The organism is Variovorax beijingensis (genome assembly GCF_003951285.1).
Taxonomy (GTDB): Bacteria; Pseudomonadota; Gammaproteobacteria; order Burkholderiales; family Burkholderiaceae_C; genus Variovorax; species Variovorax beijingensis.
This window is the reverse complement of sequence record NZ_RXFQ01000003.1, coordinates 355693-379115: the sequence shown is the minus strand read 5'-3', so window position 1 is coordinate 379115 and position 23423 is coordinate 355693. Positions and strand designations below refer to the sequence as shown.

At 68.7% G+C, this 23423-nt stretch carries 20 protein-coding genes; 14 read left to right on the top strand and 6 right to left on the bottom strand.

Going from position 1 to position 23423, the window contains the following annotated elements:
• Positions 1-2 precede the first annotated feature (2 nt).
• The 5 genes from EJO66_RS07210 to EJO66_RS07190 all read left to right on the top strand — a co-directional run bounded on the left by EJO66_RS07210 (position 3) and on the right by EJO66_RS07190 (position 7672).
• A complete protein-coding gene (locus EJO66_RS07210; protein WP_124957990.1) occupies positions 3-725 on the top strand; it encodes a CerR family C-terminal domain-containing protein in 723 nt (240 codons plus the stop codon).
• Positions 722-2221: an efflux transporter outer membrane subunit gene (locus tag EJO66_RS07205; protein WP_124957991.1), complete on the top strand. Its 1500-nt coding sequence runs from the start codon at positions 722-724 to the stop codon at positions 2219-2221. Before EJO66_RS07210 ends, EJO66_RS07205 begins: the two co-directional genes overlap by 4 nt.
• Positions 2218-3456, top strand: coding sequence for an efflux RND transporter periplasmic adaptor subunit (locus tag EJO66_RS07200; RefSeq protein WP_124957992.1), 1239 nt, complete (start codon positions 2218-2220; stop codon positions 3454-3456). The genes EJO66_RS07205 and EJO66_RS07200 overlap by 4 nt, the downstream gene beginning before the upstream one ends.
• Positions 3453-6572 carry an efflux RND transporter permease subunit gene (locus EJO66_RS07195; RefSeq protein WP_125964828.1) on the top strand — a complete coding sequence of 1040 codons (3120 nt, stop codon included), beginning with the start codon at positions 3453-3455 and terminating at the stop codon, positions 6570-6572. The genes EJO66_RS07200 and EJO66_RS07195 overlap by 4 nt, the downstream gene beginning before the upstream one ends.
• A gap of 173 nt (positions 6573-6745) precedes the next feature.
• Entirely contained in the window at positions 6746-7672 is a 927-nt protein-coding gene (locus EJO66_RS07190) for a peptidoglycan-binding domain-containing protein (RefSeq protein WP_164547779.1), read from the top strand.
• Between the two features lie 52 nt (positions 7673-7724).
• Here the strand turns inward: EJO66_RS07190 and EJO66_RS07185 are convergent, their stop codons facing one another.
• From EJO66_RS07185 to EJO66_RS07175, 3 genes are all read right to left on the bottom strand, one after another.
• Entirely contained in the window at positions 7725-9239 is a 1515-nt protein-coding gene (locus EJO66_RS07185) for a tripartite tricarboxylate transporter permease (RefSeq protein ID WP_124957995.1), read from the bottom strand.
• A 1-nt stretch (position 9240) separates the two neighbouring features.
• Positions 9241-9777, bottom strand: coding sequence for a tripartite tricarboxylate transporter TctB family protein (locus EJO66_RS07180; RefSeq protein ID WP_125964827.1), 537 nt, complete (start codon positions 9775-9777; stop codon positions 9241-9243).
• 93 nt (positions 9778-9870) lie between these two features.
• The gene (locus EJO66_RS07175; protein ID WP_124957997.1) at positions 9871-10830 is read right to left on the bottom strand and encodes a Bug family tripartite tricarboxylate transporter substrate binding protein; all 960 of its coding nucleotides are present in this window, start codon (positions 10828-10830) and stop codon (positions 9871-9873) included.
• Positions 10831-10956: 126 nt separating this feature from the next.
• Here EJO66_RS07175 and EJO66_RS07170 point away from each other — a divergent pair, with 126 nt between their 5' ends.
• Genes EJO66_RS07170 through EJO66_RS07155 form a run of 4 tightly spaced genes read left to right on the top strand, consistent with a single transcriptional unit; the run spans position 10957 to position 14351 of the window.
• Positions 10957-11637, top strand: a complete 681-nt coding sequence (locus EJO66_RS07170) for a response regulator transcription factor (protein ID WP_124957998.1) — start codon at positions 10957-10959, stop codon at positions 11635-11637.
• Positions 11634-13055 carry a sensor histidine kinase gene (locus EJO66_RS07165; protein WP_125964826.1) on the top strand — a complete coding sequence of 474 codons (1422 nt, stop codon included), beginning with the start codon at positions 11634-11636 and terminating at the stop codon, positions 13053-13055. Before EJO66_RS07170 ends, EJO66_RS07165 begins: the two co-directional genes overlap by 4 nt.
• A 4-nt stretch (positions 13056-13059) precedes the next feature.
• Positions 13060-13494, top strand: coding sequence for an RNA-binding S4 domain-containing protein (locus tag EJO66_RS07160; RefSeq protein WP_185738286.1), 435 nt, complete (start codon positions 13060-13062; stop codon positions 13492-13494).
• Positions 13495-13544: 50 nt separating this feature from the next.
• Positions 13545-14351, top strand: a complete 807-nt coding sequence (locus EJO66_RS07155; protein WP_124958000.1) for a PPK2 family polyphosphate kinase — start codon at positions 13545-13547, stop codon at positions 14349-14351.
• A 12-nt stretch (positions 14352-14363) separates the two neighbouring features.
• Here EJO66_RS07155 and EJO66_RS07150 read toward each other — a convergent pair whose 3' ends face one another.
• Together EJO66_RS07150 and EJO66_RS07145 are read right to left on the bottom strand one after the other, a co-directional pair.
• Entirely contained in the window at positions 14364-15035 is a 672-nt protein-coding gene (locus tag EJO66_RS07150) for a hypothetical protein (RefSeq protein ID WP_125964825.1), read from the bottom strand.
• Positions 15036-15170: 135 nt separating this feature from the next.
• Positions 15171-16286 carry a substrate-binding domain-containing protein gene (locus EJO66_RS07145; RefSeq protein WP_125964824.1) on the bottom strand — a complete coding sequence of 372 codons (1116 nt, stop codon included), beginning with the start codon at positions 16284-16286 and terminating at the stop codon, positions 15171-15173.
• A 123-nt stretch (positions 16287-16409) separates the two neighbouring features.
• On the opposite strand from EJO66_RS07145, the gene EJO66_RS07140 reads away from it, so the two are divergent.
• The 5 genes from EJO66_RS07140 to EJO66_RS07120 are packed head-to-tail and all read left to right on the top strand — an operon-like array spanning position 16410 to position 22400.
• The gene (locus EJO66_RS07140; protein WP_125964823.1) at positions 16410-16874 is read left to right on the top strand and encodes a formate dehydrogenase subunit gamma; all 465 of its coding nucleotides are present in this window, start codon (positions 16410-16412) and stop codon (positions 16872-16874) included.
• A complete protein-coding gene (locus tag EJO66_RS07135) occupies positions 16871-18430 on the top strand; it encodes a formate dehydrogenase beta subunit (protein ID WP_125964822.1) in 1560 nt (519 codons plus the stop codon). Before EJO66_RS07140 ends, EJO66_RS07135 begins: the two co-directional genes overlap by 4 nt.
• Positions 18431-18457: 27 nt before the next feature.
• Positions 18458-21331 (top strand): formate dehydrogenase subunit alpha, encoded by a 2874-nt coding sequence (fdhF, locus tag EJO66_RS07130; protein ID WP_125964821.1) that lies wholly within the window; start codon positions 18458-18460, stop codon positions 21329-21331.
• Positions 21328-22164 (top strand): formate dehydrogenase accessory sulfurtransferase FdhD, encoded by an 837-nt coding sequence (fdhD, locus tag EJO66_RS07125; protein ID WP_125964820.1) that lies wholly within the window; start codon positions 21328-21330, stop codon positions 22162-22164. The genes fdhF and fdhD overlap by 4 nt, the downstream gene beginning before the upstream one ends.
• 11 nt (positions 22165-22175) lie before the next feature.
• The gene (locus tag EJO66_RS07120) at positions 22176-22400 is read left to right on the top strand and encodes a formate dehydrogenase subunit delta (protein ID WP_125964819.1); all 225 of its coding nucleotides are present in this window, start codon (positions 22176-22178) and stop codon (positions 22398-22400) included.
• 6 nt (positions 22401-22406) lie between these two features.
• Here EJO66_RS07120 and fba read toward each other — a convergent pair whose 3' ends face one another.
• The gene (gene fba / locus EJO66_RS07115; RefSeq protein ID WP_125964818.1) at positions 22407-23423 is read right to left on the bottom strand and encodes a class II fructose-bisphosphate aldolase; all 1017 of its coding nucleotides are present in this window, start codon (positions 23421-23423) and stop codon (positions 22407-22409) included.

Genomic DNA, 23423 nt, shown 5'->3' with positions numbered 1-23423 from the left:
GCATGAGCGCCTCCGCCCTGCAAGCACTTTCCGCCCGCGCACCGCGCAGCGACGGCGTCGAAGCACGCCAGCGCCTGCTCTACGCCGCCCTCGCGCTGTTCGCCGCCAACGGCTACGCCAAGACCTCGACCCGCGAGATCGCGCGCGCGGCAGGCGTGAACATCTCGGCCATCAGCTACTACTTCGGCGACAAGGCCGGGCTGTATGCCGCCACCTTCGGCGAGCCGATGGGCGGCAACGCGGGCGATTTCATCTCGCTCTATGCCGCGCCCGAGCTGCCGCTGGAAGAGGCGCTGCAGATCTTCTTCACCCGCATGATCGAGCCCCTGAAGCAGGGGGAGATCGTGCGCCAGTGCATCCAGCTGCACCTGCGCGAAATGCTCGAGCCGACCAGCCAGTGGGCCGAGGAGATGGAGCGCGACATCAAGGGCCCGCACAATGCCATCGCCGGCGTGCTGTGCCGCCGCCTGGGCATCACGCGGCCCGACGACGACGTGCACCGGCTGACCTTTGCCATCACCGGCCTGGCAATGCAGCTTTTCGTGAGCCAGGACCTCGTCGAGGCGATACGCCCTTCCTTGCTGAATACGCCGCGCAGCGTGGACACCTGGGCACAGCGCCTCACGGGCTATGCCATTGCGCTGGTCGAGGCCGAAGCCCTGCGCCGCCAAACCGCCGCCAGGCACGCGGCGGCACCTGCCCGTTCCGGGAGAAAGAAGACATGAGACGACTCCGATCGATTGCCGCCCTCTGCCTGCCGCTGGGCCTTGGGCTCGGGCTTGCCGGCTGCGGGTTCACGAGGCCGCCCGCCGCGGTCGAGGCGCCCCTTCCCGCGAAGTGGCACGCGCCGCTGCCGCACGGCGGCTCGCTCGCATCGCTGGCCGACTGGTGGCGCCAGCTCGACGACCCGCTGCTGGTCGAACTCATTGCCGCGGCCGAGGCCGCGAGTCCCAATGTCGCGAGCGCCGCGGCGCGCGTGGCCGAGGCGCGCTCCACGCGCATCGCGGCCGGCGCGGCACTGCTGCCCAACCTGGACGGCACGGCATCGGCCAGCCGCGGCGTCTCGGGCTCTTCGCTCGGCTCGGGCGGCACGAGCGGCTCGTCGAGCGGCAGCAGCCTCTCGGCGATCGCGCCGCTGACCACGCTGCAGGCCGGCCTGCAATCGCAATGGGAGATCGACCTGTTCGGCCGGCTGCGTGCCGATCGCGACGCGGCGCTTCGCCGGCAGGAAAGCGCCGATGCCAAGTGGCACGAGGCGCGCGTTGCGGTGGCGGCCGAAACAGCCAACGCGTACTTTGCAGAACGCGCCTGCCGGCAGCAGCTGCGCGTGTCCGAATCCGATGCCAGGTCGCGCGCCGAAACCGCGCGCCTCACTGACCTCTCGGCGCGCGCCGGCTTCACGGCGCCGGCCGATGCCGCGCTCGCACGCGCCAGCGCCTCCGACGCCTCGGGCCGCCTGACCCAGCAGCGCGCCTTGTGCGCAGTGCAGCGCAAGGCGCTGGTGGCGCTCAGCGGCATCGACGAAACGGCGCTGGAGGGGAAACTGGCCGCCTCGCCGACCCAGCGCGCCCTGCCGGCGGTGGGCAGCATTGCCAGCGTGCCGGCACAGGCCATCTCGCAGCGGCCCGACGTCTACTCCGCCGAGCTCGGCGTGGCAGCTGCCAGCGCCGACGTGGGCTCGGCCGAGGCCGCACGCTATCCGCGCCTGTCGCTTTCGGGTTCCATCGGCCGCATTCAGATCCGCACCAGCGGCTTCCGCGAATCGCTCGACACCTGGACCGTGGGGCCGGTGTCGCTGACCGTGCCGCTGTTCGACGGCGGCACGCGCGCCGCCAACTCCGATGCGGCCAAGGCCCGCTACACCGAAGCGGTGGCGCTCTACAGGGCCAACGTGCGGCTGGCGGTGCGCGAAGTGGAAGAGGCGCTGGTCAATCTGGACAGCACCAACGCACGCGCCACCGATGCCGATGCCGCCGTGCAGAACTACCAGGCCTCGTTCGACGCCACCCAGGCGCGCTACCAGAGCGGCCTGGCCAGCCTGTTCGAGCTCGAGGATTCGCGCCGCACGCTCTTTGCCGCGCAGACCGCGCGCGTCTCGCTGCAGCGCGAGCGCACCGAAGCCTGGGTGGCGCTCTACCGCTCGATGGGCGGCGGCTGGGCCCGCCCCGAATCACCCTCAATGACTTCCAACCCGGCCGCCAAGGTCGCGACGTCGCCATGAAAAGAATCAAACGTTCCACCCTTGCCATCGCGCTGCTGGCGCTGGTCATCATCATTGCCGCTGCCGTGTGGCTGACCCGCAAGCCCGAGAACGAAGCCGGCACGCCGGCCGCCGCAGCCAAGGGCAAGGACGGCACGCCCGCTTCCCGGCCGACGCTGACCGTGACCGTGGCCAAACCCGAACCCACCGAGCTGACGCTCACGCTCGCGGCCAACGGCAACGTGGCGGCCTGGCAGGAGGCCAGCGTGGGCTCCGAATCCAGCGGCCTCCGGCTTGCCGAAGTGCGCGTGAACGTGGGCGACGTGGTGAAGAAGGGCCAGCTGCTGGCCGTGTTCTCGCCCGAGACGGTGCGCGCGGACATCGCGCAATCGCGCGCCTCGCTTGCCGAGGCCAGGGCCACCGCGGCCGATGCCGCGGGCAACGCGGCACGCGCCCGCACGCTGCAGGCCACCGGCGCACTGAGCCAGCAGCAGATCAACCAGTACCAGACGGCCGAGCAGACCGCCAAGGCGCGCGTCGAGGCCGCCGAAGCCGTGCTGGCAGCGCAGGAAGTGCGCGGCCGCAACACGCAGGTGCTGGCGCCCGACGACGGGGTGATCTCCTCGCGCACCGCCACGGTGGGCAGCGTGGTGGCCGCCGGCACCGAGTTGTTCCGCCTGATCCGCCAGGGCCGGCTCGAATGGCGCGCCGAAGTCACTTCGGCCGAGCTCAGCCGCATTGCGGTGGGCACCACGGCCTTCGTGGTGAGCGCGAGCGGCGCCCAGGTGCGCGGCAAGGTGCGCAGCATCGCACCCACGGTCGATCCACAGACCCGCGCGGCGCTGGTCTATGTCGACCTGCCGAACGTGCAGCAGAACACCGGCATCAAGGCCGGCATGTTCGCGCGCGGCGACTTCGAGCTGGGGCGCAGCTCCGCGCCCACCGTGCCGCAGAGCTCCATCGTTCCGCGCGACGGCTTCAACAACGTCTTCGTGCTGCAGCCCGACAACCGCGTGGCGCAGCTGAAGGTGCAGACCGGCCGCCGCGTCGGCGAGCGCGTGGAGATCACCAGCGCGCTGCCCGAGGGCGCGCAGATCGTGGTGCAGGGCGCCGGCTTCCTGAACGACGGCGACCTGGTTCGCGTCGTGGCGGCGCCGCCCCCTGCAGCCGCGGGCGCCGGCGCCCAGCCCGCCGCAGCGCCGGCCTCGGCTGCCGCAGGCGGCCAGGGCAACGGTGAAACGAGGGCGCGCCCATGAACGTCTCTGCCTGGTCCATCCGCAACCCGATTCCGGCGGTGATGCTGTTCGTGCTGCTCAGCTTCGGCGGGCTGCTGTCCTTCAACGCCATGAAGGTGCAGAACTTCCCGGACATCGACCTGCCGACCGTGACGGTCTCGGCGTCGCTGCCCGGCGCCGCGCCTTCGCAGCTGGAGACCGACGTCGCGCGCAAGCTCGAGAACTCCATTGCCACGGTGCAGGGCCTCAAGCACATCACCACCAAGGTGCAGGACGGCGCCGCCACGCTGATCGTCGAGTTCCGCCTCGAGAAGCCGGTGCAGGAAGCCGTGGACGACGTGCGCTCCGCGGTGCAGCGCGTGCGCGCCGACCTGCCGGCCGACGTACGCGACCCGGTGGTCACCAAGCTCGACTTCGCGGCCCAGCCGGTGCTGGCCTTCACCATCGCCTCGTCGCGCATGGACGGCGAGGCGCTGAGCTGGTTCGTGGACAACGACATCACCAAGAAGCTGCTCGCGCTGCCCGGCGTGGGCGCGGTGAACCGCGTGGGCGGCGTCACGCGCCAGGTGCACGTCGACCTCGACCCGGCCAAGCTGCAGGCGCTGGGCGCCTCGGCGGCCGACATCTCGCGCCAGTTGCGACAGGTGCAGACCGAAAGCGCGGGCGGCCGCATCGACCTGGGCGGCAGCGAGCAGCCGGTGCGCACCCTGGCCACCGTGCAGTCGGCCGACCAGCTGGCGGACATGCAGATCGCGCTTTCCGACGGCCGGCGCATCCGGCTCGACCAGGTGGCGCGCATCAGCGACACCATCGCCGAGCCGCGCGCCGCGGCGCTGCTCAACGGCAAGCCGGTGGTCGGCTTCGAAGTGGCGCGCAGCCGCGGCGCCAGCGAGGTCGAGGTGGGCCGTGCCATCCAGAAGGCGCTGGCCGACCTGCGCGCGCAGCGCCCCGACATCGAGCTGACCGAGGCCTTCAATTTCGTCGAGCCGGTGGAAGAAGAGTACGAGGGCTCGCTGCACCTGCTGTACGAGGGCGCGATCCTGGCCGTGATCGTGGTGTGGCTGTTCCTGCGCGACTGGCGCGCCACCTTCGTCTCGGCCGTGGCGCTGCCCATGTCCGTGATACCCGCCTTCATCGGCATGCACCTGCTGGGCTTTTCGGTCAACGTGATCTCGCTGCTCGCGCTCTCGCTGGTGGTGGGCATATTGGTGGACGACGCCATCGTGGAGGTGGAGAACATCGTGCGCCACCTGCGCATGGGCAAGTCGCCCTACGAGGCGGCCATGGAGGCGGCCGACGAGATCGGCCTGGCGGTGATCGCCACCACCTTCACGCTGATCGCGGTGTTCCTGCCCACCGCCTTCATGAGCGGCGTGGCCGGCAAGTTCTTCAAGCAGTTCGGCTGGACGGCCTCGCTGGCGGTGTTCGCGTCGCTGGTGGTGGCGCGGGTGCTCACGCCGATGATGGCGGCCTACCTGCTGAAGCCGGTGGTCGGTGCCGAAAAGGAGCCGCGCTGGCTCACGGCCTACATGCGCGCCGTGGAATGGAGCACGCACCACCGCTTCAAGACGATGGTGCTCGCCACCCTCTTCTTCTTCGGCTCACTGGCGATGATCCCGCTGCTGAAGACCGGCTTCATTCCGCCGGACGACAACTCGCAGACGCAGATCTACCTGTCGCTCCCGCCCGGCTCCACGCTCGCACAGACCACTGCGGCCGCGGAGGAAACGCGCCACAGAGTGATGAAGATCGACCATGTGCGCAGCGTCTACACCACCGTGGCCGGCGGCAGCGCGGGCGGCGATCCCTTCGCCAACTTCGGCACGCCCGAGACGCGCAAGGCCACGCTCACCATCAAGCTCGACGAGCGAGGCGACCGTCCGCGCAAGCAGGTGATCGAGAACCAGATCCGCGCCGCGCTCGAAACGCTGCCCGGCGTGCGCAGCACCGTCGGCCTGGGCGGCTCGGGTGAAAAATACATCCTCGCGCTCACCGGTGAAGACCCCGCCGCTCTGGCCAGCGCCGCCAGCGCGGTCGAGAAGGACCTGCGCACGGTGCCCGGTCTCGGCAACATCACTTCCACCGCGAGCCTGATCCGCCCCGAGATCGCCGTGCGCCCCGACTTCGCGCGCGCCGCCGACCTGGGCGTGACCAGCTCGGCCATCGCCGAGACGCTGCGCGTGGCCACGCTGGGCGACTACGACCAGGCGCTGGCCAAGCTCAACCTCGCACAGCGGCAGGTGCCCATCGTGGTGAAGCTCGAGGACTCGGCGCGGCAGGACCTCGACCTGCTCGGCCGCCTCTCGGTGCCCGGCACGCGCGGCCCGGTCATGCTGAGCCAGGTGGCCTCGCTCACGATGGAAGGCGGCCCCGCCGTCATCGACCGCTACGACCGCTCGCGCAACGTCAACTTCGAGATCGAGCTCTCGGGCGTGGGCCTGGGCGATGCCAAGACTGCGGTCACGGCGCTGCCCTCGATCCAGAAGCTCCCGCCCGGCGTGCGCGTGACCGAGGTGGGCGACGCCGAGGTGATGACGGAACTGTTCAACAGCTTCGGCCTTGCGATGCTCACGGGCGTGCTGTGCATCTACATCGTGCTGGTGCTGCTGTTCAAGGACTTCCTGCATCCGGTGACGATCCTCTGCGCGCTGCCGCTGGCGCTCGGCGGCGCCTTCGTGGGTCTCCTGATCGGGCAGAAGGCGCTGTCGATGCCGTCGCTGATCGGCCTGATCATGCTGATGGGCATCGCCACCAAGAACTCGATCCTGCTGGTGGAATACGCCATCGTGGCGCGCCGCGACCACGGCATGAGCCGCTGGGGCGCGCTGCGCGACGCCTGCCACAAGCGGGCGCGGCCCATCATCATGACCACGCTGGCCATGGGTGCGGGCATGCTGCCGATTGCCGTGGGCCTTGGCACCGCGGATTCGAGCTTCCGTTCGCCGATGGCGATGGCGGTGATCGGCGGGTTGATCACTTCGACCGTGCTGAGCCTGCTGGTGGTGCCGGCGGTGTTCACCTACGTGGACGACATCGAGCACTGGATCCGGCGCACGGTGCGCAAGCTGCGCGGGCAGCCGGCCGATCCGCATATCGACGACGACCTGGTCGAGACGCCGCCCCGCCCCGCGGCCTGAGCGGCTGCGAGTCCCTCTTCCTCGCCATGGGCAGGAAGAGGGATCGGGCGGCGAAGGGCCGCCCGTTCGGCCAGAGGAATAGGCTGCATGGCGGATTCCGCCGAAGGGCGGCGCTTCGAATAATCCGGTGCCTGTACACACACAAGGCACCGGCATTGCGCGGCGAGATCCCCATGATTCGACCCACCCTGCGATTCGGCTCACACGGCGCCGACGTTTCACTGCTGCAATCGGCCCTGAACCTGTGGACGGCCTCCAGGCTTGCGCAGCTGGTGCCCGACGGGCAGTTCGGATCCAAGACCACTTCGAAGGTCAAGGAGTACCAGGGATTCTGCAAGCTGGTGCCCGATGCCATCGTCGGGCCGAAGACCTGGGGCATGCTCGAAGCGCTGATCGCCCAGCTCGTCGGAATGGCAACGCCGCCGCCCGGCGACAAGCCGGCGTCGGCATTGGGCGACAGCGTGGTCGCGGCGGCGGAGGCGGCGCTGCTCAGGTGGGGATGGACGACCTCGTCCCAGCCCAGCCCGAGCAATGAGCGCATTGCCGCGGCGCTGTGCGCCAATCCGGCGAGCCCGCAGCGTCCGCGCCAGGGCGGCATGGGCCTGCAGAAGATCTTCCAGGATGCGAACGCCGCCGGCGCCTACATCAGCCGCTGTCCCACCATCACCGCGGCGGCCGTGTCGAAGTGGCAGGAGATGGACGCCGGCAACTGGCGCAACGCCAACGACCTGTGCGCATGGTGCGGCATCTTCTGCATCTACGTGTACCGCACGGCCGGCGTCCATGTGCCGGGCGGCTGGGCCCAGCACAGCAAGAACGTGTTCGACAGCACGGTGTTCCGCCGGATCACCGACTATTCGTCCGTGTTTCCGGGCTGCATCGGCGTGGTGAGCGGCATCGCCCCGGGCGGACGCAACCACCACTTCATCGTCACTTCGAACGGCAACGACCGGATGGAGAGCATCGACGGCAACGCCTTCGGCCCCGACCGCAACGACAAGAGCAAGGGCAACAAGAGCGTGATCGCGCGCAACGAGTACAGCTACGCCGCGCTCAGGCAGGAGACGGCGTACTTCCTCGCGCCCGTGTCGGCGGCGTGAAAAAGAAAAATGCCGCGGGGCCGACAAGGCACCGCGGCATTCCGGCTCAGGCTCAGGCTGCGAGCCTGGCGAGCTTGCGTTCGCTCATGCGCTTGGCAACGCGCGGCAGCACCAGCACAGCCACGATGATCACTACCAGCGTGATCGACATCGGCCGCTGGAAGAACACCGCGGCGCTGCCCTCGCCGATGGACATCGCGTTGCGCAGCTGCGCTTCGGCCAGCGGCCCGAGGATCATGCCCACCACCACGGGGGCGGTCGGGAAGTCGAAGCGCCGCATCGCCACGCCCAGCAGGCCGATGCCGTAGAGCAGGAACAGGTCGAACGCACTCTGGCGCATGCCGTAGGCCCCCACCGTCGCAAAGATCAGGATGCCGGCGTAGAGCTGCGGCTTGGGAATCTTGAGCAGCTTGACCCACAGGCCCACCATCGGCAGGTTCAGCACCAGCAGCATCACGTTGCCGATATAGAGCGAGGCGATCAGCGCCCACACCAGTGCAGCCGAAGTGGTGAACAGCTGAGGCCCCGGCTGGATGCCGTAGTTCTGGAACGCGCCCAGCAGGATGGCGGTGGTGTTCGACGTGGGAATGCCGAGCGTGAGCAGCGGGATCAGCGCCGCGGTCACCGTGGCGTTGTTGGCGGCTTCGGGGCCGGCCACGCCTTCGATGGCGCCCTTGGTGCCGAACTCGGCCTTGGCTTCCGCGTCCTTGGCCAGCTTCTTTTCGGTCGCATAGCTCAGGAAGGTCGGAATCTCGGTGCCGCCGGCCGGAATGCAGCCGAACGGCGCGCCGATGGCGGTGCCGCGCAGCCATGCCGGAATCGAGCGCTTCCAGTCGCGCGCCGTCATGTGAACGCGGGTCAGCTTGTTCTGGCCCTCGACCACCTTGCCCTCGTAGAGCACGGCGTACAGCACCTCGGCCACCGCGAACAGGCCCACGGCCACCAGAACGATCTCGATGCCGTCGAGCAGTTCGGGAATGCCGCCGGTGTAGCGGCCCTGGCCCGAGATCTGGTCGAGCCCGACACAGCCGGCCGCCAGGCCGACGAACAGCGCCGTCATGCCGCGCAGCGTGCTCTTGCCGAGCACGGCGCTCACCGTGGTGAAGGCCAGCAGCATCAGCAGGAAATACTCGGGCGGCCCGAGCTTCACGGCGAACTCGGCCACGAACGGCGCGAACAGCGTGACGATCACGGTGGCAATGGTGCCGGCCACGAAGGAGCCGATGGCGGCGGTCGCAAGCGCTGCGCCCGCCCTGCCGCTCTTGGCCATCTTGTTGCCTTCCATCGCCGTCACCATGCTGGCCGTTTCGCCCGGCGTGTTGAGCAGGATGGAGGTGGTCGAGCCGCCGTACATGGCGCCGTAGTAGATGCCCGAGAAGAAGATCATCGAGGCCGTGATGTCGACCTTGCCGGTGATGGGCAGCAGCATGGCCACCGCCACCGCCGGGCCGATGCCCGGCAGCACGCCGACGGCCGTACCCAGGGCACAGCCCACGAGGCACCAGAGCAGATTGACAGGGGTGATCGCCGCAGCGAAACCCGCCATGAGTGCGTTGAAGATTTCCATGTCAGATCCAGCCGGTGGTCGTGAGGCCCGGCAGGTTGATGGCCAGGAACTTGGTGAACATCCAGAACACCGGCCCGGAGATGAGCGCGCCGGTCAGGAGGTCGATGGCCCACGTGCGCGGCTGGTTGGCCGAGGGCTGGCCGCCCGCGCGGCGCAGGCCCTGCACCGCCAGCACGTAGCACAGCGTGCAGCTCAGGATGAAGCCCAGCGTGGTGATCAGCGCAGCGTTGAGCAGCAGGCCGGCCGACACCCAGACGAAGCCCGGCCAGTAGGCATGCTCCGCGTCCGAGGGTGCGTCGAGCTCGCGAAAGCCGCCGGTGCGCGCTTCCCAGAGAATCCAGGCGCCGCACAGCATGAGCACGCCCGACACCAGCCAGGGCAGGAAATTGGGACCGACGCCGCCGTAGCCGGCCTCGGAAGAAATGCCGATGGCGCCGAAAGCCAGCGCCAGGCCGGTCAGCAGCACGCCGGCGCCAACCAGGGTTTGCGGCCACGTGGCCGCAGGTCGCGGCGAGACCGAGGATTCTGGAGTTGTCATTTTTTACTCCCGCAGTCAGGGAAGGAAGGCCACCCCTGCCCCCGGCAGGGGGAGGGAGAAGCGACACGAAGTGCGCGTAGCCTGGGGGCGAGTTCAGATCATCCCGGACTTGGCCATGATGGCGCGCAGGCTCGCGAAGTCGTCATCGACGAACTTGGCAAAGGCCTCGCCCGAAAGCACGGCCGGCGTCCAGTCGTTCTTCTTGAGCGATTCGGCCCACGACGGGCTCTTGAGGGCGGCCAGCACCATGTCGGTCAGCGCCTTGCGCTGCTCGGCGCTGATGCCCGGGGCGCCATACACGCCGCGCCAGTTGCCGATCTCCACGTCGATGCCCTGCTCCTTGAGCGTGGGCACGTTGATGCCCGGCAGGCGCTGGGCCGACGTGACCGCAATGGCCTTCATCTTGCCGGCGGCGATGTACTCGGCGAACTCGCTGTAGCCGCTGCCGCCAATGGTGACGTTGCCGCCCAGGATGGCGGCCGTGGCCTCGCCGCCTCCGCGGAAGGCCACGTAGTTGATCTTGGACGGATCGGCGCCGACCTTCTGCGCGATCATGGCCGCGGCGATGTGCTCGGTGGAGCCGCGCGAACCGCCGCCCCACTTGACGCTGCCCGGGTCCTTCTTGAGCTGTTCGACCACGTCCTTCATGGTCTTGAAGGGCGAATTGGCCGGCAGCACGAACACGTTGTATTCGGTGGTCATGCGCGCAATCGGCGTGGCCTGCGAGAGATTGACCGGCGGCTTGCCGGTGATGATGCCGCCGAGCATGACGGAGCCCATCACCATGAGCGCGTTCGGATCGCCCTTGGAGCCGTTCACGAACTGGGCCAGGCCCAGCGCGCCGGCGGCGCCGCCCTTGTTGTCGTAGGTGACCGTGTCGGCCAGCTTGGCCTCGGTCATTGCCTTGCCCAGCGCGCGGCCCGTGGTGTCCCAGCCTCCGCCCGGGTTGGCCGGAATCATCATCTTGACGTTGGCTGCGGCGCGCGCCGACAACGGCAGGGCTCCGGCGGCGGCCAGCGCGGCCAATGACTTCAAAAAGGTGTCGCGACGCATCGTTGTCTCCTGAAAACTAAAGAAACCTGACTTGGACCTGAGCCGCTATCATGCGCCGCCCTGCTGTCAGTTGGCTGTCCACCAGACTGGGGAAAACACCGAAGTACCATTCCCCCTCCACACCCCATGAAGCTGCTGCTGGTCGAAGACGATCCCTCGATGCAGGTCACCCTGCAGCGCGCCCTCGCCCGCAGCAAGATCGACGTGCGCATCTGCGGCGACGGCGCCCTGGCCGTCGAGCAGTGGCGAGAGCTGGAGCCCGACGTGGTGGCGCTCGACCTGAGCCTGCCCAACCTCGACGGCCTGCAGGTGCTGGCCCAGGCGCGCGCAGCGGGGTTGCGCACGCCCGTGCTGCTGCTCACTGCCCGCGGCACGGTGGGCGACCGCATCATGGGCCTGAACGCCGGCGCCGACGACTACCTGCCCAAGCCCTTCGATCTCGACGAACTGGAAGCGCGCATCCGCGCACTGCGCCGGCGCCACCAGAATGCCGGCGCCGACGCGGGCCCGAACCCGCAGGAAGTGGGCGGGCTGCGCTTCGAGCCCGAAAGCGGCGCCATCTATCACAAGCACGGCATCCTGGAGCTCACGCCGCGCGAACTGGCGCTGCTCAAGGCGCTGATGATGAAGCCCGGCCATGCGGTGAGCAAGGAGCGGCTCTTCGAACTCGTGTTCCCGGGCGAGACCGAAGTGCAGTACGAGGCCATCGAGGTGGTGGTGTACCGGCTGCGCAAGAAGCTCGCGGGCACCGGCGCGGCGCTGATGACGCTGCGCGGGTTGGGCTACCTGCTGCGCGCCGAGCCATGAAGACCGCCCTGTCGCTGCGCGCGAGGCTGCTGTTCGGCATTCTCGCGCCGGTGGCGCTGTTCATCGTGATCAACAGCGTGAGCCTGTACCGGCAGAGCCTGGCCGCGGCCACCACGGCCTACGACCGCACGCTGCTCGCGTCGGCCAAGACCATCGGCGAGCAGCTCGACGTGGAGGGCTACGACGAGAACGCGCGGCTGCGCGCCATCGTGCCCTATTCCGCGCTCGAGGCCTTCGAGGCCGACAACCGCAGCCGCCTTTTCTATCGCGTTTCCGCGCTCGACGGCGAGATGGTCTCGGGCTTTGCCGAGCTGCCGTTCTGGCGCGGCCGCATCCCCGACCGCGGGGCCTATGCGGCGCTGGTCGACTTCTACGACGCGCGCTTTCGCGACCAGCCGGTGCGGGTGGCGGTCATGCTGCAGCCCGTGGCCAGCGCGCGCGGCCGCGGCATGGCCGTGGTGCAGGTGGCCGAAACCCTGGAGCTGCGCGAAACGCTGGTGCGCAAGCTGCTGGTGGACATGCTGTGGCGCCAGCTGCTGCTGATGGGCGTGATCGCGCTGGTGACGGTGCTGGTGGTGCAGCGCGCCACGCGGCCGGTGCGTGAGCTCGGCGAAGCCATCGAGAAACGCGCGGCCGACGACCTTTCCCCCATCGACGCGCCCGATGCGCCGCGCGAGTTGCGCCCGCTGGTCGACGCCACCACCGAGGTCATGGGCCGGCTGCAGCGCCTGCTCGACCACCAGAAGCGCTTCGTGCGCGACAGCGCCCATCAGCTGCGCACGCCGCTCGCAGTGCTCAAGGCGCAGGTGCAGTCGGCGCGGCGCGGCGACGTGCCGCCCGAGCAGGCGCTGGGCGAGATCAGCCAGACCGTGGAGCGCGCCACCACCCTCGCCAACCAGATGCTGTCGCTCGCCAAGGTCGAGCAGCTGCGCCAGCAGCCGGAATCGGTGCCGCTGGAGCTCGGCGAGGTGGTACGCCAGATTGCGCTGGACCTGTCGCCGCTGATCGCCGACAAGGCGCTCGACTTCGAACTGGCCATCGACGGGCCCGTCACCGTGCGCGCGCACCAATGGATGCTGCAGGAGCTCACGCGCAACCTGCTGCACAACGCCATCAAGCAGAGCCCGCGCGGCGGCGCCCTTTCGATGATGGTGCGCTCGGAAGGCCAGGAAGCCCTGCTGACAGTGCGCGACCAGGGGCCCGGCATTGCGGCCGAGCTGCGCCAGCGCCTGTTCGCGCCGTTTTCCGCCGGCGACACGGCCAGCGGCTCGGGGCTGGGCCTGGCCATCTGCCGCGAGATCGTGCTTGCGCTCGGCGGACGCATCAGCCTCGACAACCGCAGCACGCAGGAAAATTCCGCACAGGCGGTCGGCCTCGATGCTGTCGTGCGGCTGCCTGCCCTCCACCACAATCCCTGAACCTATGGATCGCCTGCGCATCGACAAATGGCTCTGGGCCGCCCGCTTCTTCAAGACGCGCTCGCTGGCCGCGGACGAAATCGGCAAGAACCGGGTGCAGGTCAACGGCGACGTCGCCAAGGCCTCGCGCGAGCTCAAGCCGGGGGACACGGTGGCCATCCGCCTGGGCGCGGTGACGCGAACGGTCACGGTGCGCGGCCTGAGCGGCCAGCGCGGGCCGGCGCCGGTGGCGCAGCAGCTCTACGAAGAAACGCCCGAGAGCATCGCCGCGCAGGCGGCACTGCGCGAGCAGCGCCGCATGGGCAGCGAGCCGGCGCTGGCCATCGAGCAGGGCCGGCCCACCAAGCGCGACCGGCGCGAGCTCGACGGCGCCGCGCGGCATGCCGAATGGGACAGCCGCTGGAGCGCTTCCATCGATCCGGACGACAGCGAACTCTGACCTGGCGCCAATCGCGTACGCTGCGTGTTTTTGCACGGAGGTCCGGATTCATGGCCAGCTTCAAGAAGTACCGCGTCGACAGCAAGTTCAAACTCTCGCAGGTGGACTCCGGCGAATCTCCGTTCCTGGACGGCGACGAAGCCGCCCAGCTCGCCGAGATCGACACTCTGGCCATCGAACTCGACGAAATGCAGAACCTGCTGCATGCCGAGGGCCGCCGCAAGGTCCTGCTGGTGCTGCAGGGCATGGACACCAGCGGCAAGGACGGCACCGTCCGCTGGGTCTTCTCGCGAACCTCCCCGCTGGGCGTGCGCGTTACCGCCTTCAAGGTGCCCAGCGACGACGAGCGCGCGCACGACTACCTCTGGCGCTGCCATGCGGTGGTGCCTCGCAGCGGCGAGATCGCGGTGTGGAACCGCAGCCACTACGAGGACGTGCTGGTGCCCGTGGTCGAAGGCTGGATCGACAAGGCCGAGACCCAGCGGCGCTACGCGCAGATCAACGATTTCGAGCGCCTGCTCGTCGAGACCGGCACGGTGATCGTCAAGTGCATGCTGCACATCGACAAGGACACGCAGCGCGAACGCCTGCAGGCGCGCATCGACACGCCCGGCAAGCAATGGAAGTTCAATGTGGGCGACCTCGAGGTGCGCACCAAGTGGAACGCCTACCAGCAGGCCTACGACAAGGCGCTGCGCGCCACCTCGACGGAGCACGCGCCCTGGTACGTGATACCGGCCAACAACAAGCGGCACCGCAACCTGATGATCGCGCGGCTCCTGATGAAGATCCTGCGGCAGATGAAGCTCAAGGCGCCGCCCGCCGACCCGGCCCTCAAGGGCATGCTCATCAAGTGACGAGCGCCGGCGTCAGGAGGCGCGCCGGACGGCCGACTGGCCCAGCACGCGGCACTTGCCGAATTCGCAGCGCACGGCCCAGGCCGTGCCGTTCGAGCAGGGCACGCTGTACGACTCGTAGCCCGGGCCCTTGGCCGTCAGCTCGGCGCGCGGCTGGATGCTGCACTGCCCGGCCCTCGCAAGCACTTCGGCGTTGTAGGTGTCGACCCCGGTCCTGCGCGGCGCCAGCAGCACTTCCGGATTGAAGGCATGGCCGTAGAACGTGTCGCGCACGTTCGGGTCGAGGTTGCGGTAGCCGCGCTTGGCCATGCAGTGCACCACGGCGATCTGCTGGTGCTCGGCAATCAGCTGCGCGCTGGGCCGGTAGGACATGTCGATCACCGCGGCCGAAATGCCGGTGTACGAGGCCGCTGCCACGATGCCCTGTCCATGCACCGTGATCAGGCCCAGGCCCAGTGCGAGCCACATGGCGTCGCCGGTTTCGCTGCGCGCGGTGATCCGCGTCGCCGCCGTGCGGCAATCGGCCACGTCGCTGTCGTAGCGGGCCCGGTCCACGCCTTCCATGGCGACCATGGGCACGTACGACAGCCCCGATCCGGTTCCGGGTTGCGTCGGCGTGGGCGGCGTGCTGACGCACCCTGCCAACGCAACAACGGCGCACACGATGCTCAGCAGCAGCTTCATGGAGATCCCTCGTCCTCTTCGCGATAGTTCGGGCGATTTAACCATACAGATGGTTACTTTTGAGCCTGCTTTGTCGCAAAGTTGCGACGAGCGAGTTGCTGAGTGCTTTTTGCTGACAGTGGAACAGAGCCTCGGTCACTTGGACCGCGCGGCCGTGCGGCGCTTGCCAGCCGGTGCGGGGCGAAGCGACTCGAAGGCCTCGGGCAGCGACAGCACGCGGCCGCAGTTCACCGCCTGGTAGCCCGGCAGCCGGTTCACGGCATCCTGGTAGGCCTCGCTCTGCAGGATGTCCAGCATCCGCCGCACGATCGGCGCGGCAAGCGAGCGCTCCTCGCACAGCAGGAAATAGCGCTCCACCTGGTTGGAGATGAAGTCCAGCTTGAACTGGCGCGCCGGCGTTTCCACGCCATAGCCCGCGTCGGCCATGCCGCTGGCCACGAAGGCGGCCACCGCCGCATGCGTGAACTCGCACTGCTCGTAGCCCTTGATGGCCTCGGGCGCAATGCCCTGCTCTCGCAGCTGCAGGTCGAACAAATAGCGCGTGCCCGAGCCCGCCTGCCGGTTGATGAAGCGCACGCCGGGACGCGCCAGATCGGCCAGCGTGTAGATTTTCTTCGGGTTGCCGGGCGCCACCATCAGGCCCTGGTGCCGCGTCGCCATGCCGATGACCTTCTGCGTATCGGCGTTGAGCCAAGGCCCGTAGTGCGCGACGGCTTCGGCCTCGAACACGCCGAGTGGCACATGGAAGCCTGCGACGTCGCAGCTGCCGTGGTGCAGCGAGGCCACGGCTTCTTCGCTGCCGCAGTAGCGCAGATCGCCCGGCACCTGCGCCGCGGCCAGGAAGCCGTGCAACGCCTCGATCGCGAAACCGTGGCTCGCATGGATGCGCAGCAGCGTGGGCGCGGTGGGAATCAGCTTCTCGATTTCCGCGCCCAGTTCGGAGGCCAGCGAATCCAGGAGCGGCGACAGCCGCGCGGTGATGCGGCGGTCGGCCCACACCAGCTTTTCGCCGAGCGGCGTGAGGCTGGAGCCCTTGCCGCGCCGCATGGCCACCAGCGGCTGGCCGAACATGGCTTCGCCCTGGCGGATCAGCTCCCATGCATGGCGGTAGGACACGCCGGACGCGGTGCAGGCGCTGGACAGGCTGCCGTGCTCCAGCACCTGCACCAGCAGTTCGATCACCCGCGGCGCCAGGGCCGCGCCGTCGGGCTGGCGGATGGTCCATTGCGGCCTGATGTGCACTTCATGCATGAATTTCGGCTTTCCAAAGCATATTTATTGGGCTGAACGCTTCATATTGTGGCGTTGGACGCCTCTCCATAGACTCGCGCCACCACGAGTATTGCAGCTCCAACTTTAGGAGATTCAAAGCATATGAACAATCTGAGCATCGCTGCATCCATCGCCGCCGCGCACAAGGACACGCCGGGCGGGCTGCTTCCTGCCCTGCATGGCATCCAGGACGCGCTGGGGCATGTTCCGCCCGACGCGGTCCCGCTCATCGCCGAGCAGTTCAACCTGTCGCGCGCCGAGGTGCATGGCGTGGTCAGCTACTACCACCACTTCCGCTCGGCCCCGGCGGGCCGGCTGCTGGTGCAGGTCTGCCGCGCCGAAGCCTGCAAGGCGATGGGGGCGGACGCGCTGCTCGCGCATGCCGAGCAGCGCCTGGGCTGCGGCGCGCACGGGACCTCGGCGGACGGCCATTGCGCACTGGAGCCTGTGTTCTGCCTCGGCCTGTGCGCCTCGTCGCCTGCCATCGCGGTGAACGGCGAGGTGCATGCGCGCGTCACGCCGGCGCTGTTCGACGACATCGCCCGGGAAGCACGGAGCGCCTCATGACCGCCACCGTGATCTATGTCCCGCGCGACTCCGCGGCGCTGGCTGTCGGCGCCGACCCGGTGGCCCGGCAGATCGAAGCGCAAGCCCATGTGCGCAATGCCGACGTGCGCATCGTGCGCAACGGCTCGCGCGGCCTGTTCTGGCTGGAGACGCTGGTCGAAGTGGCCACGCCGCAGGGCCGCGTGGCCTACGGCCCGGTCACGGGTGCCGACGTTGCGGGCCTGTTCGACGCCGGCTTTCTTTCCGGCGGCGCCCATGCGCTGAACCTGGGCCTGACCGACGAGATTCCATATCTGAAGAAGCAGGAGCGACTGACCTTCGCGCGCATGGGCGTGACCGATCCGGTGTCGGTGCCCGACTACGAGGCGCATGAGGGCTTCGCCGGACTGCGCCGCGCACTGGCGCTCGCGCCAGCGGAGATCGTCCAGCAGGTGCTGGACTCCGGCCTGCGCGGCCGCGGCGGCGCCGCATTTCCGGCCGGGATCAAATGGAAGACCGTGCTGGCCGCAGAGGCGCCGCAGAAATACATCGTCTGCAATGCCGACGAAGGCGACTCAGGCACCTTCTCGGACCGCATGACGATGGAAGGCGATCCGCTGATGCTGGTGGAAGGCATGGCCATCGCAGGCATTGCAACGGGCGCGACCGAAGGCTACATCTACGTTCGCTCGGAATACCCGCATGCCATTGCCACGCTGGGCGAAGCCATCCGCCATGCCGAGCAGGCCGGCTTCCTGGGCAACGACATCCTGGGCTCGGGCCGCAGCTTCCGCCTGACCGTGCGCAAGGCTGCCGGAGCCTACGTGTGCGGCGAAGAAACCGCGCTGCTCGAAAGCCTGGAAGGCCGCCGCGGCATCGTGCGCGCCAAGCCACCGCTGCCGGCGCTGCAGGGCCTGTTCGGCCAGCCCACGGTGATCAACAACGTGATCACGCTGGCATCGGTGCCGCTCATCCTGGCGCGCGGCGCGCACTTCTACAAAAACTACGGCATGGGCCGTTCGCGCGGCACGCTGCCGTTCCAGCTGGCCGGCAACATCAGGCATGGCGGCCTGGTCGAGAAGGCCTTCGGCCTGAGCCTGCGCGAACTGCTCTACGACTTCGGCGGCGGCAGCGCGAGCGGCCGGCCGATCAAGGCGGTGCAGGTGGGCGGCCCGCTGGGCGCCTACGTGCCCGAATCGCAATGGGACCTGCCGCTGGATTACGAGGCCTATGCGGCCGTGGGCGCGGTGGTGGGGCACGGCGGCATCGTGGTGCACGACGACACGGCCGACATGTCGCAGCTGGCGCGCTACGCGATGGAGTTCTGCGCGATCGAGTCCTGCGGCAAGTGCACGCCCTGCCGCATCGGCTCCACGCGCGGGGTGGAAGTGATCGACAAGATCACGGGCAACCAGAACCGCCCGCAGCAGGTCATTCTGCTGCGCGACCTGTGCGACACCATGCTGCACGGCTCGCTCTGCGCGATGGGCGGCATGACGCCCTACCCCGTGCTGTCGGCCATCAATCACTACCCGGAGGACTTCGGCATCAAGGTTCCGGACCGCGCCGCAGCCTGAATCCAAGAGCATTCCAGGAGACACCCCATGTTGAATCCATCGCAAGACATCGACCGCGGCACGCCCAGGCGCGAGTCCACCGAGGAAGTCACGCTCGAGATCGACGGCATGCCTGTGACGGTGGCGAAGGGCACCTCGCTGATGCGCGCCGCGGTCGACGCGGGCGTGCAAGTGCCCAAGCTGTGCGCGACCGACAGCCTGGAACCCTTCGGCTCCTGCCGGCTCTGCCTGGTGGAGATCGACGGACGCAAGGGCTATCCGGCGTCGTGCACCACGCCGGCCGAGGCCGGCATGAAGGTGCGCACGCAAAGCCCGAGGCTGCAGGAGCTGCGCAAGGGCGTGATGGAGCTCTACATCTCCGACCATCCGCTCGACTGCCTCACCTGCGCAGCCAACGGCGACTGCGAGCTGCAGGACATGGCCGGCGTCACGGGCCTGCGCAACGTGCGCTACGGCTACGACGGCGCCAACCACCTGAAAAGCGCCAAGGACGAGTCCAACCCCTACTTCACGTACGACCCCGCCAAGTGCATCGTCTGCAACCGCTGCGTGCGCGCCTGCGAGGAGACGCAGGGCACCTTCGCGCTCACCATCAGCGGCCGCGGCTTCGAATCGCGCGTCTCGCCGGGCCAGGACCAGCCCTTCATGGAATCCGAATGCGTGAGCTGCGGCGCCTGCGTGCAGGCCTGCCCCACCGCCACGCTGCAGGAAAAGTCGGTGATCTGGCTCGGCCAGGCCGAGCACAGCGCCGTCACCACCTGCGCCTATTGCGGCGTGGGCTGCGGCTTCAAGGCCGAGATGAAGGGCAACGAAGTGGTGCGCATGGTGCCCTGGAAGGACGGCAAGGCCAACGAAGGCCACTCCTGCGTCAAGGGCCGCTTCGCCTGGGGCTACGCCACCCACAAGGACCGCGTGCTCAAGCCCATGATCCGCAGCAGGATCACCGACCCGTGGCAGGAGGTGAGCTGGGACGAAGCCGTCAACCATGCCGCCAGCGAGTTCCGCCGCATCCAGGCGAAATACGGCACCGATTCGATTGGAGGCCTGGTGTCCTCGCGCTGCACCAACGAAGAGGGCTACCTGGTCCAGAAGCTGGTGCGTGCGGCCTTCGGCAACAACAACGTCGACACCTGCGCGCGCGTGTGCCATTCGCCCACGGGGTACGGCCTGAAGCAGACCATGGGCGAATCGGCCGGCACGCAGACCTTCAAGTCGGTCGAGAAGTCGGACGTGATCATGGTGATCGGCGCCAACCCGTCCGACGGCCACCCGGTGTTCGCGTCGCGCATGAAGAAGCGCCTGCGCGCCGGTGCCCGGCTGATCGTGATCGACCCGCGCACCATCGACCTGGTGAAGTCGCCGCACGTCAAGGCCGACCACCACCTCAAGCTCAAGCCCGGCACCAACGTGGCGGTCATCAGCGCCATGGCGCATGTGATCGTGACCGAAGGCCTGGTCGACGAGGCCTTCGTGGCCGAGCGCTGCGAGCCCAAGTCGTTCAACGAGTGGCGCGAATTCGTTGCACGCCCGGCCAACTCGCCCGAGGCCATGGAAGCAGTGACCGGCGTGCCGGCCACCGAGCTGCGCGCCGCCGCGCGGCTGTTTGCCAAAGGCCACGACGGCAAGCGCAATGCCGCCATCTACTACGGCCTGGGCGTGACGGAGCACAGCCAGGGATCGACCATGGTGATGGGCATCGCCAACCTCGCCATGGCCACCGGCAACGTGGGTCGCGAAGGCGTGGGCGTGAATCCGCTGCGCGGCCAGAACAACGTGCAGGGTTCCTGCGACATGGGCTCGTTCCCGCACGAGCTGCCCGGCTACCGCCATGTATCCGACAGCACCGCGCGCGGCAGTTTCGAATCCGCCTGGGGCGTGGAGCTGCGGCCCGAGCCGGGCCTGCGCATTCCCAACATGTTCGATGCCGCCATCACCGGCAGCTTCAAGGGCCTGTACTGCGAGGGCGAGGACGTGGTCCAGTCGGACCCCAACACCCAGCACGTGGCCGAGGCCCTGATGGCGATGGAGTGCATCGTGGTGCAGGACCTGTTCCTGAACGAAACCGCCAAGTACGCACACGTGTTCCTGCCGGGCGCGTCGTTCCTCGAGAAGGACGGCACCTTCACCAACGCCGAGCGGCGCATCTCGCGCGTCACCAAGGTCATGCCGCCCAAGGCCGGCTATGCCGACTGGGAGGTGACGCAGCTGCTCTCCAACGCGCTCGGCTATCCCATGAACTACGCGAGCGCCGAAGAAATCATGAACGAGATCGCCGCACTCACGCCCACCTTCGCGGGCGTGAGCTACGACAAGCTCGCGAAGCTGGGCAGCGTGCAGTGGCCGTGCAACGAGGCCGCGCCCGAAGGCACGCCGACCATGCACATCGGCGAGTTCGTGCGCGGCAAGGGCAAGTTCATCATCACGCAGTACGTGCCGACCGACGAGAAGGTCACGCGCATGTACCCGCTGATCCTGACCACCGGGCGCATCCTGTCGCAGTACAACGTGGGCGCGCAGACGCGCCGCACCGACAACAACCAGTGGCACAGCGAGGACCGGCTCGAAATCCACCCGGCCGACGCCGAGGACCGCGGCATCGCCGAGGGCGACTGGGTCGGCATCCGGAGCCGCGCGGGCGAAACCGTGCTGCGCGCCACCATCACCGAGCGCGTGCAGCCGGGCGTGGTCTACACCACCTTCCACTTCCCCGAATCGGGCGCCAACGTGATCACCACCGACAACTCCGACTGGGCCACCAACTGCCCCGAGTTCAAGGTGACCGCGGTGCAGGTGATGCCGGTGATGCAGCCTTCCGAATGGCAGCAGGAGTACAGCCGGTTCAACGCGCTGCAGGAAGAACTGCTGAACAGGCGCATCGAAGAAACGGCGGCCGCCAAGTGAACCTGTCCGATGTACCACTGCGCCCCGGGAGCGCCGAACTGCTGCCCGTGCGCGGCGTGCGCGCGCTCCAGGCCTTCGACAACCGCGACTGGGTGGCCGTGGAGGTGCCGGTCGCGCTGGAGTTCAACGGCATCGCGCACGCCGTGATGCTTGCGACGCCCGCCGACCTGGCCGACTTTGCGCTGGGCTTCGCGCTCAGCGAGGGCATCCTGCTCGGGCGCAATGAGCTCTACGGCGTCGAGGAAGCGTATGGGCCCGAGGGCATCACGCTCAAGCTCGACGTGGCGAGCGCGGCCTTCGCGCGGCTGAAAGAGCGCCGCCGCTCGATGGCTGGGCGCACGGGCTGCGGCCTGTGCGGCACCGAGAGCCTGGCGCACGTCACGCGCGCGCTGCCACCCCTGGCCGACGGTCCGGCGCTCTCGACCCGTGCCGTGGCGCGCGGCATGCGGGAGTTGGCATCGATGCAGGTGCTGCAGAAGGTGACGGGTGCCGTGCATGCGGCGGCCTGGTGCAGCGCCGAAGGCGAAGCCCTGCTGGTGCGCGAGGACGTCGGCCGGCACAACGCGCTCGACAAGCTCGTGGGCGCGCTCGCGAGAAGCAGCGTGGCCGCATCCACCGGCTTCATCGCGGTGACCAGCCGCGCGAGTTTCGAGATGGTGCAGAAGACCGTCGCGGCCGGCGTGCCGCTGCTGGCGGCGGTATCGGCCTCGACCTCGCTGGCCACGGCCATTGCACAGGACACAGGCCTGACGCTGGCGGGCTTCGTGCGCAGCGACGACCTGGTCATCTACACCCACCCGTGGCGGCTCAACGGCCTGCCTGCCAACGCCTGAGGCTTTTTGCAATGCACGTCGACCAGCTGATCCGCATGGTGAACCAGATGGGCAGCTTCTTCGAAGCCATGCCCGACCGCAGCGAGGCCCTGCATGACCTCGCGTTGCACCTGAAGCGCTTCTGGGAACCGCGCATGCGGCGCGAGCTGCTGGCGCACCTGGACGCCGGTGGACCGGGCGAGCTGAACCGGGTGTCGGCCGAGGCGATCCGCGTGCACCGGGCGCTGCTCGAATAACAGCGCCTACTGCAGCGCCGCGGGCTTGATCCGCGACGCCATGCCGGCGGTGCCGAAGGCCTGGAAGCGGTCGACGCAGACGTCGCGCGCGGCCGCGGTCGCCTCCTTCAGGAACTTGCGCGGATCGAACTCGCTGCGGTCCTGGCCCATGGCGCGGCGCATGGCGCCCGTCATGGCGAGCCGGATGTCGGTGTCGATGTTGACCTTGCGCACGCCATGGCGGATGCCCTCCTGGATCTCCTCGACCGGCACGCCGTAGGTCTCCTTGATGTCGCCGCCGAAGTCGCGGATCACGGCCAGCCATTCCTGCGGCACCGACGAGGAGCCGTGCATCACGAGGTGCGTCTTCGGAATGCGGGCATGGATCTCCTTGATGCGGTCGATCGCGAGGATGTCGCCGGTCGGCTTGCGGCTGAACTTGTAGGCGCCGTGCGAGGTGCCGATGGCAATGGCCAGTGCATCCACGCCGGTGCGCGAGACGAAGTCGACCGCCTGCTGCGGATCGGTCAGCAACTGGTCGTGCGTCAGCACGCCCTCGGCGCCGCTGCCGTCTTCCTCGCCGGCCATGCCCGACTCGAGCGACCCCAGGCAGCCCAGCTCGCCCTCGACCGAGACGCCCACCGCGTGCGCCATCTCCACCACGCGGCTCGTCACGCCCACGTTGTAGTCGTAGCTCGCAGGCGTCTTCGCGTCTTCCATCAGCGAGCCGTCCATCATCACGCTGGTGAAGCCCGAGCGGATGGCCTGCATGCACATCGACGGGCTCGCGCCGTGGTCCTGGTGCATCACGATCGGGATCTCGGGGTACATCTCGGCGGCCGCCTCGACCATCTTGCGCAGGAAGGGTTCGCCCGCGTACTTGCGCGCACCGGCCGAGGCCTGCAGGATGACCGGGCTGTCGGTCTTGCGCGCGGCCTGCATGATGGCCTGGATCTGCTCCAGGTTGTTGACGTTGAACGCCGGCACGCCGTACTGGTGCTCGGCGGCGTGGTCCAGCAGTTGACGCAGCGAAATCATGGCCAT